The sequence below is a fragment of the Cedecea neteri NBRC 105707 = ATCC 33855 genome, assembly GCF_001571265.1.
GTDB lineage: Bacteria > Pseudomonadota > Gammaproteobacteria > Enterobacterales > Enterobacteriaceae > Cedecea > Cedecea neteri.
On the sequence record NZ_BCTL01000009.1, the window covers coordinates 113,929 to 122,857 of the forward strand.

At 53.5% G+C, this 8,929-nt stretch carries 7 protein-coding genes; 3 read left to right on the forward strand and 4 right to left on the reverse strand.

The genetic code is table 11. The annotated features are described in order from the left end of the window. Positions 1 to 68: 68 nt before the first annotated feature. A complete protein-coding gene (locus tag CNE01S_RS05245; protein ID WP_061274057.1) occupies positions 69 to 1,055 on the forward strand; it encodes an acyltransferase family protein in 987 nt (328 codons plus the stop codon). 112 nt (positions 1,056 to 1,167) lie between these two features. Here CNE01S_RS05245 and CNE01S_RS25195 read toward each other — a convergent pair whose 3' ends face one another. Beyond that, entirely contained in the window at positions 1,168 to 1,326 is a 159-nt protein-coding gene (locus CNE01S_RS25195) for a hypothetical protein (protein WP_156479827.1), read from the reverse strand. Positions 1,327 to 1,419: 93 nt separating this feature from the next. Here CNE01S_RS25195 and CNE01S_RS05250 point away from each other — a divergent pair, with 93 nt between their 5' ends. Then, a complete protein-coding gene (locus CNE01S_RS05250) occupies positions 1,420 to 3,060 on the forward strand; it encodes an ABC1 kinase family protein (RefSeq protein WP_061274059.1) in 1,641 nt (546 codons plus the stop codon). A gap of 42 nt (positions 3,061 to 3,102) precedes the next feature. Here the strand turns inward: CNE01S_RS05250 and CNE01S_RS05255 are convergent, their stop codons facing one another. From CNE01S_RS05255 to ydiJ, 3 genes are all read right to left on the reverse strand, one after another. Next, a complete protein-coding gene (locus CNE01S_RS05255; protein WP_061274061.1) occupies positions 3,103 to 3,927 on the reverse strand; it encodes a CPBP family intramembrane glutamic endopeptidase in 825 nt (274 codons plus the stop codon). Positions 3,928 to 4,082: 155 nt separating this feature from the next. Then, positions 4,083 to 4,493: a 1,4-dihydroxy-2-naphthoyl-CoA hydrolase gene (gene menI / locus CNE01S_RS05260; RefSeq protein WP_061274063.1), complete on the reverse strand. Its 411-nt coding sequence runs from the start codon at positions 4,491 to 4,493 to the stop codon at positions 4,083 to 4,085. Further along, positions 4,490 to 7,546 carry a D-2-hydroxyglutarate dehydrogenase YdiJ gene (gene ydiJ, locus CNE01S_RS05265; protein WP_061274065.1) on the reverse strand — a complete coding sequence of 1,019 codons (3,057 nt, stop codon included), beginning with the start codon at positions 7,544 to 7,546 and terminating at the stop codon, positions 4,490 to 4,492. Before ydiJ ends, menI begins: the two co-directional genes overlap by 4 nt. 202 nt (positions 7,547 to 7,748) lie before the next feature. Between ydiJ and ydiK the strand changes: the two genes are divergently transcribed. After that, positions 7,749 to 8,867 (forward strand): AI-2E family transporter YdiK, encoded by a 1,119-nt coding sequence (gene ydiK, locus CNE01S_RS05270; protein ID WP_061274068.1) that lies wholly within the window; start codon positions 7,749 to 7,751, stop codon positions 8,865 to 8,867. Positions 8,868 to 8,929 lie beyond the last annotated feature (62 nt).

The window sequence follows — 8,929 nt, forward strand, 5'->3', positions numbered from 1 at the left end:
ATCCTGCTAATTGAGATTTATGCACTAAGGATGTATTATTTTCATAACATAAATAATGAGATACACAAATGAGCACTGGGCGTGTTAACTGGGTTGACTCCTTAAGATTCTTAGGGATTTTCTATATTTATCTTGGTCATTTCGAAACAAACGCAGGGAAGCTTTATCCTTTTGTTTTTTCATTTCACGTTCCGTTATTTTTCTTTATATCAGGTCTGTTCGCAAAGCAAATTCGCGAAGCGTCTGACATATACAAAGTAGCGATAAAATCATTTAGAAAAATAATAATTCCATATATAGCATTCTCGGTAATTGCTTTAATCATTATCGCTATCCACGGAGATTGGAGTCTGGACAAGACCATTGAAAATGGAGTTCTGGCTATTTACGGCATACGTAATCATATTTACGCCGGGTCTCTATGGTTTTTGCCGTGTCTTTTTGTGGTAATCATTTATCACTCAATTATTTCTTACGTATTGCGTAATAGATTTGTTGTTCTACTTGTCTCTTTCATCATTTACATGATTGCTTCATCGTATTCAATAGTCAGCAATCCGTCCTGGTTTTTTAATGCCGACAGCGCACTATGTTATCTGGTTTATTATTCTCTTGGAGGATGTGTATCTTCTATCTTGTTACAAGACCCCAATAATTACAATCAAGCCAATAAAATTATTTTCCTTTGCGTATCGTTTTTATCGTTATATTTTGCAGCCATGTGTTACTTTAAAGGTGCTGACTTTTACTTCGCCAACTTCTCTTCTCCACAAGTCCGGCTGGCGTTATCATTTTTGATCACGGCGATTCTTTTCATTCCAAACATTTATCTGGCATCACTTATTAAATGGGGTCCCATATCAACGCTAGGAAAAGCAACGCTTGTTCTGTGTGGCACAGAACAAATACTAAAGCTAATGATGTCTTCAATATTTGAATCAATTGGGTTAAAGGTTACTCTTGTCAATCCTCTTGAAGCAGTTTTATACACAGCCATATGCTTTGTTGTTTCCTATTTCACAATAGTAAAAATTTATAACAACATATCAAAGTGAAAATCATGGCACCGCAGGGTGCCATGTGCTTACATTTCACACCAGCCCTTTGCTGTGTAAATCAACCGTGAGAAGGATCCGCCGGACATCCTTTTGCTTTCCCCGCTTAGGGTTACCCTTCTTTCAGTAGCAACACCAGTTGCCGAATTTTAGTTACTAAAGAACGACTAGCAGTTACTACAGCGATCGTTACCCCTTCACCAATAATTCTGCCCGTTACAGACTTCAAGTTAGGGCCTTTTGCACTACCAATAAGCGTATTTTTAACCATACTGTAGTTCCATTTCCCACCTGACAACAGAGTTCTCATTTCCGTCTCAAATGTAAACACGATGACCCGCTTGATAAAAGGGAGCTTAGCCTGATGCTGAAAATGATTATGGTCACCGCCCGCGATCGCGTGAGGCTACAGGAAATCACCGGCGTTTTTCTCCGCTATGGATTGCAGGACATTGTGCGTTTGCTGGGCCTGTCCTCGCTGCATGACAAAATACGTGGCGGCGGCCAACACGATGCCTTGCCGATGCCGCAGCGCCTGTGCGCGGCGCTTGAAGAACTGGGCCCGACATTCGTTAAGCTCGGGCAAATTCTCTCGACCCGCAGCGACCTGCTCGAACCCGCATGGACGGAAGCGCTTAGCCAGTTAAATTCCGGCGCCAGCCCTCTGCCCTGGCCGCAGCTTGAACCGTGGGTTGTGGCGACGCTCGGGGCTCCGCCTGCGGAGGTTTTCGCCACCTTCGATGAAACTCCGCTCGCCAGCGGCTCGATAGCCCAAATTCACCGGGCCACGCTAAAAAACGGCGATGAGGTTATCGTCAAAATTCAGCGCCCCGGCATTGAAACACCCCTCAAGGCCGACCTGCGTTTACTGCGTTACCTGGCGGAAAGCCTGGCCCAGCAGAGCGCGGCACTCGCTCGCTTTCAGCCGGTGATGCTGGTGCGTTATCTGGAAAACGCCCTGAATCAGGAACTGGATTTTCGCCATGAGGCGGCCAACGGGGAAAAAATTTATCAGTTTTTCGCCGACACCGACGATGTTGTCATCCCGAAGATTTATTGGGACTGGTGCCACCCCACGCTGATGGTGCAGGCATTTTTGCCCGGCGTTGCACCGGTTGACGGTCAGCAGCTCGCTGCCGCCGGGTTTGACGGCCCGCTGCTTGCATGTAAAGGCGCAATGGCGTTCATCAATATGCTTTTTGAGCTGCGGACTTACCACGCAGATCCGCATCCCGGCAACGTCATGGCCCTGGCAGGCAACCGGGTCGGCTTTATTGATTTCGGCATGGTGGGAAGCCTGAGCCAGGCTCGGCGAGATGAGCTGTTATCGCTGATTTACGCCATCAGCGAGCGAGACACCGGCGGCATTGTCGATGCCCTCATCACGTGGAGCGGTCAGGATGCGTTGGATCTTAGTGAGCTGGAACTGGCGGCCAGCTATTTCCTGCAAAAACAGGGCAACCGCCCGCTACAGTTGGGAAAAGCGCTGACCGACATGCTTTCTACCGCCCGAGAATTTCAGCTGGCGCTGCCGCCGGATTTAGTTTTGTTGTTTAAGGCGCTGATCACCGCGGACGGCGTATTGCTTAGAATGGACCCACAGTTCGACATCATCCGCATTCTTCGCCCGGTGATTAAAAGGGAGATGTTAAAACGCTATACCCGCCTCGGAAGCCGCAGGCGTCTGCTTAAACTTGGCAACCGGCTTCTGGAAAGCGGAGATTCGCTGCCACAAACCCTGCACCTGGTAATGCAACGGCTGCGTCACGGCAAAATGCGCGCGGACATCAACGTAGAGAACATTAGCCAGCTAGGAAAGTCGCTTGAACGTGCCGCAGCCACGTTAGCGCTTGCCATTGTTTTAGCCGCTCTGACGATAGCGATCGCGCCGTGGCTATTCGGGCTGAACTGGACGCTGTTTGGCATCCCATTTTTCCCTGTGCTTGGTTTATTGTGCGCCGTTGCGGGAAGCACATGGCTGGTATTTCGGCTGTTAAGACGGTGAGAGGTTACGACATCGGAACCTGGCTCCGATGTCGTAACAATATTAACGCGCAGTATGCTGCAGCACCGGATAGGTAAACAGCAATAAATGGGTGATATTCAGCCCGACGTGGAACGCCACGGCAACCCACAGTCGCCCGCTCCACATCCATGCCAGACCATAAATAAGCCCGGCCAGCGCAGCGAAAATAATCAGCAGTGGCCCCCCAGCAAAATGGAGTCCACCGAATATCGCGGCTGAAAGAATCAGCGCCATAACCGGATGCATAAAGCCGGATAAACGCTGCTGGAGATAGCCCCGGAACAACGCTTCTTCCGCCAGGGAAACAAAGAAGATATTGGCAAACAGGAACGGCAGCAGCCACTGCGGAGAATGTGGCTCAATTTTCAATCCACCCAGCGCCACCGCCAGCAGCAGCAAACCGGGGATCAACGCAACCAGCAGGATCCACCAGGGCTTCGCAGGCTGATATTTCGGCTCGCTAACAAACAGCGATTTCATCCCCACCAGCAGAATAAAGGGCACCAGCGCTTTGTCGAAGTTGTAATACATTGAGAACGGCGCGCTTTGCGGCCCGGTAATAACCGAGTCCAGCACCTTTGGATTATGGAAACCGGGAACAGCATGGAGGGTCAGCGCTACCGAGGCGACAACCAGCAAAAATTCAAGCGCGTAGCGCACGGGTTTTCTGTTTACGACTTTTAAATAAGCGACGGCAAGCACGGTGATTACCGCCAGTGAAGACAGCGCCCGCCAGTCGAGTACACCATCAAAGGCCCCCCACACCACCGTCGCCAATAATAAGCCGAGAGAAATCTTTTTATTAAATTGCAAAACCAATAAGGCCGCAGCCAGTAATATCCACATAGTTTGCCCTTAAATTTATAAACATCCTGCGGCGGGCTTTGTAGCAAAATTAGCTGCGGATATATAGCTTTTTAAGAAAATTATCACATGAAGAAATTACAAATAGACAACCCACGCCCCTAATGGCCGGGCGTGGGCTTATTTCAGCTATTGATTTACACCACCGCCGTGGTCAGGCGGGAAGTACAGCACAGCTGGTCTTGCTGATCGTAGATATCAATTTGCCATACCTGATGACGCCGCCCCGCGTGAACCGCGCGACAAACGCCACGCACCACGCCTTCTCGCGCCGGGCGAATGTGGTTAGCGTTCACCTCCAGGCCAACCACTTTCTGGTCGCCTTCGGTGCACAGGTAACCTGCCACCGAGCCCAACGTTTCCGCCAGCACCACCGACGCGCCGCCGTGCAGCAGGCCAAACGGCTGCCGGGTGCGTTCATCCACCGGCATGGTGGCCTCAATTTCGTTGTCGTCAAAACGGGTAAATTCAATGCCTACATGGCCGACCATATTGTTCGCGCCCATTTTGTTGAGCGCGGCAAGCGTGGCTTCACGTCGCCAAATCATCCGATAATCTCCAGAAGAGCCTGTAATGGATGCCGCACGCCGTTGCCCTCAACGCGCTTGACCTGGCTACGGCAAGAGTAGCCAGTTGCCAGACAGCGGTTGCGCGGCAGGCGCTGCATCGCCTGATGCCAGGAGAGTTCATAAATGCCCAATGAATTGGCGAGATTCTTCACCTCGTGACCGTAAGTGCCAGCCATGCCGCAACAGCCAACGCTCACGCTCTCGAGCTTCGCACCAAAACGAGCAAAAATACCGGCCCACTGATTCGGTGCCGCCGGCAACGCCGTCACTTCGGTACAGTGGCCAAAGAGGTACCATGCTTCTCCCCCCGCGCCCTGCACTTCCCGTTCTTTCAGCGCAGTCTGGAGCCACTCGTGCACCAGCTGAACCTGAAAATCACCGCGTTCTTCGCCTAATGTCTGTTTATATTCATCGCGATAGCACAACACCAGCGCCGGATCGACGCCGACCATTGGCATACCCAGTTTCGCAATGCGATTCAGAAACTCAGACGTTTTGCTGGCCGTGCGTGCAAAACGCTGCAGGAAGCCTTTAATGTGCTGTGCTTTACCGTTCGGCGAGAACGGCAGCACCACAGGTTCAAAGCCTAGCTTATCGGCAAGCTTAATGAAATCAGCCACCACCTGAGCATCGTAATAGCTGGTGAACAGGTCCTGCACCACCAGCACAGTTTTGGCCCGCTGCTCGTCGGAATAACGCTCCAGCTGTTCCAGCGTGACGTTGGCGGAGCGGTGCCCGACCAGTTGCTGCTGCAGCGTCGGCGTAGACAGCATAGGCAAGTCAACCATGCCGATATGCCTGCGGGACAAACTCTGCACCCAGGGCTGGCTCATAAAGAAGTTAAAGGTTTTCGGCGCGCGCGCCATCAGCGGCGCATAGCTTTCGACGGAAGCAACCACGTGGTCCCGCAGCGGGCGCAGATAGCGCGTGTGGTAAAGCTGCAGGAAGCGAGAGCGGAACTCCGGCACGTCGATTTTAATCGGGCACTGGGTGGAGCAGGCTTTACACGCCAGACAGCCAGACATCGCCTCTTTAACTTCATGGGAAAAATCGTACTCCCCCTTGCTGGCGTGCCACGAGTTACGGGTCCGCTCGATAAGACCGCGCAGGCTGGCGCGCTGTTCCGGCAGCTGTTTCTCAAGCTGCAGCGGGTCAACGCCGCGCTCGGCCAGCAGACGCAACCATTCACGGGTTAGCGTGGCTCTCCCTTTCGGTGAGTGAATACGGTTGCTAGAGATCTTCATCGACGGGCACATCGGGCTTTTCACATCGAAATTAAAGCACAGGCCGTTGCCGTTACATTCCATCGCCCCGCGCCAGGAAGTACGAACCGCGATGGGGATTTGGCGGTCAAACGTCCCGCGCTTAACCGCGTCAACCTGCATCATCGGGTCATCTACGCCGAGCGGCGGGCAGATTTTTCCGGGGTTAAGGCGGTTTTCCGGATCAAATGCGGCTTTAATGCGGCGCAGCTCTTCATACAGCGTTTCGCCGAAGAAGGCAGGGCTGTACTCGGCGCGGAATCCTTTGCCGTGTTCGCCCCACAGCAGGCCGCCGTATTTTGCCGTCAGCGCCACCACGTCGTCGGAGATGCTTTTCATCAACATTTCCTGCTGCGGATCGCACATATCCAGCGCCGGGCGAACGTGAAGCACGCCCGCATCAACGTGGCCAAACATCCCATAGCTGAGGTTGTGGCTATCCAGCAGCGCGCGGAATTCAACAATGTAGTCCGCGAGGTGCTGCGGCGGCACGCAGGTATCTTCGGCAAACGGAATCGGTTTTGCCTGCCCCTTTGCATTCCCCAGCAAGCCAACGGCTTTTTTACGCATGCCGTAGATTTTTTCGATACCGGCAAGTTCATCGCATACCTGCCAGCCAATCACCCCGCCCTCGCCTGTGGCGATCAAAGCATCAAGACGAGCGCATAATTCGGTCACCTGCCCGTCAATAAGCGCCTGGTCGTCCCCGGCAAACTCGACGATGTTCAGGCCAAGCATTTCTTTGTCCGGCACGTCGGTAATCAACTCGCTGACCGAGTGCCAGACGATATCTTCCCGCGCCAGATTCAGCACTTTGGAATCGACGGTTTCCACCGACAACGCTCGGGCATCCACCATGAATGGCGCGTTGCGCAGGGCCGAGTCAAACGAGTCGTACTTCACGTTCACCAGGCGGCGCACGTTCGGCAAACGGGTAATATCCAGCTTCGCCTCGGTGATAAACGCCAGCGTCCCCTCGGAGCCGGTAAGAATGCGGGTTAAATCGAACTTGCTCAGATCGTCATTAAAGACGTGGCGCAGGTCATAGCCGGTGAGAAAGCGGTTTAGTTTAGGGAATTTATCGATAATCAGCTCGCGCTGCTCGCGGCAGCGTTCAAGCACGGTGCGGTAGATTTTCCCGCTTGATGTCTCTTCGCGGCCCAGCTCTTCGGCAAGCCCGGTTACCATCTGGTGCGTGTCCAGAATTTCGCCGTCCATCAGTACGGCACGTACACCCAGCACGTGGTCAGAGGTTTTACCGTACACCAGCGACCCCTGCCCGGAGGCATCGGTATTGATCATCCCGCCCAGCGTGGCGCGGTTGCTGGTCGACAGTTCCGGGGCAAAGAAGTAGCCGTGCGGCTTCAGGAACTGGTTGAGCTGGTCTTTAATCACACCGGCTTCCACCCGCACCCAACCTTGCTCAGGGTTTATTTCGATGATGCGATTCATGTAGCGGGACATGTCCACCACGATGCCGCCGTTCAGCGACTGCCCGTTAGTGCCGGTGCCACCGCCGCGCGGGGTAAACACCAGGGACTTAAAGCGCTCTTCGGACGCCACTCGGGTGATAAGCGTCACGTCGGCGGTTGACCGGGGAAAAAGCACCGCATCCGGCAGCAACTGATAAATACTGTTGTCGGTCGCCATGGTCAGGCGGTCTGCGTAGCTGGTGGCGGTGTCGCCGGTAAAGCCCTGTTGCTCCAGTGATGCTAAATAGCTGAGCACCAGCTGAACGACGCCAGGTGCCTGAGAAATTTGTGGGATCATTGACGGGTAGACCCTGTGTTGCGTGTAAGAGTTATCGTTTGCGTGTCTGTCATGTTTTTATCATATTCCGTCACGATTTGCGGCTGTTATTTCAGATAACACGAAGCGAATTGCGCCTGTCAAAAATCAAGGAAATACATCATCATTAAATTATCGCCATGCGAATTTAGCGCGGGTGCATTTTATTGAGGTGATTCTTCCTATGGTTAAAGTCAGTCAGCCAAAGGATCTGCTGCAGATCCTGCTGTCCGTGCTGTTTATTTCGGTGATGATTATCGCCTGTCTGTGGATCGTACGTCCCTTTGTTTTAGGCTTTGCCTGGGCCGGGACTATCGTGATTGCGACCTGGCCCCTGCTCATCAAACTGCAAAACCTGCTGTGGGGAAAACGTTCGCTCGCGGTGCTGGTCATGACTCTGCTCCTGCTGATGCTGTTCGTTATTCCGATTGCCATGCTGGTGAACAGCCTGGTGGACAACAGCGGCCCGGTCATTAATTGGGCGACGAAGGGGCATATGGAGCTGCCGACCTTTGAGTGGCTGCACAGCATTCCGCTCATCGGCGACAAGCTCTACAGCGGCTGGAACACGCTGGTGAGCAGCGGCGGCAGCGCGATTATGGAAAAGGTTCGGCCGTATATCGGATCCACCACTAGTTGGTTCCTCGGCCAGGCCGTGCACATCGGCACCCTGCTGATGCATCTCGGCCTGATGCTGCTGTTCAGCGTGCTGCTTTACGCTAAGGGTGAAACGCTGGGGAACGGTATTCGCCACTTCGCCTTCCGCTTAGCGGACAAGCGAGGCGATGCCGCCGTGCTGCTGGCAGGCCAGGCGATTCGCGCCGTCGCGCTCGGCGTCGTCGTCACCGCGCTGGTTCAGGGCGTGCTGGGCGGTATTGGCCTGGCGGTATCCGGCATTCCTTACGCAGCCCTGCTCACGGTGCTGATGGTGCTTAGCTGCCTGATTCAGCTTGGCCCGCTGGTAATTCTGGTGCCCGCCATTATCTGGCTGTACTGGAGCGGCGATACCACCTGGGGGACGGTGCTGTTGGTATGGAGCTGTGTCGTGGGCACGATGGATAACGTGATTCGCCCGGTGCTGATTCGCATGGGCGCAGACTTGCCGATGATCCTGATTCTCTCCGGCGTTATCGGCGGGCTGATTGCGTTTGGGATGATTGGCCTGTTTATCGGCCCGGTACTGCTGGCGGTTTCTTATCGCCTGATTTCGGTCTGGATGCATGAAGCGCCGGCTCCGCAGGACGATCCGCAAGAGGTGGTAGAACTGCTTGAGGAGCAGGAGACGCTGAGTGTGAAGAAATAAGGGTATGGGAGGGTTTGTGGTGTTTATATTCACACAAACTCTCTATGCGGTAGTATCTAAGG

Excerpts from the sequence above, each read along its gene's own strand:
- CNE01S_RS05250 (WP_061274059.1), top strand. The coding sequence starts at position 1,420 with ATGCTGAAAATGATTATGGTCACCGCCCGCGATCGCGTGAGGCTACAG.
- CNE01S_RS25195 (WP_156479827.1), bottom strand. The coding sequence starts at position 1,326 with ATGGTTAAAAATACGCTTATTGGTAGTGCAAAAGGCCCTAACTTGAAG.
- ydiK (WP_061274068.1), top strand. The coding sequence starts at position 7,749 with ATGGTTAAAGTCAGTCAGCCAAAGGATCTGCTGCAGATCCTGCTGTCC.
- menI (WP_061274063.1), bottom strand. The coding sequence starts at position 4,493 with ATGATTTGGCGACGTGAAGCCACGCTTGCCGCGCTCAACAAAATGGGC.
- CNE01S_RS05255 (WP_061274061.1), bottom strand. The coding sequence starts at position 3,927 with ATGTGGATATTACTGGCTGCGGCCTTATTGGTTTTGCAATTTAATAAA.
- CNE01S_RS05245 (WP_061274057.1), top strand. The coding sequence starts at position 69 with ATGAGCACTGGGCGTGTTAACTGGGTTGACTCCTTAAGATTCTTAGGG.
- ydiJ (WP_061274065.1), bottom strand. The coding sequence starts at position 7,546 with ATGATCCCACAAATTTCTCAGGCACCTGGCGTCGTTCAGCTGGTGCTC.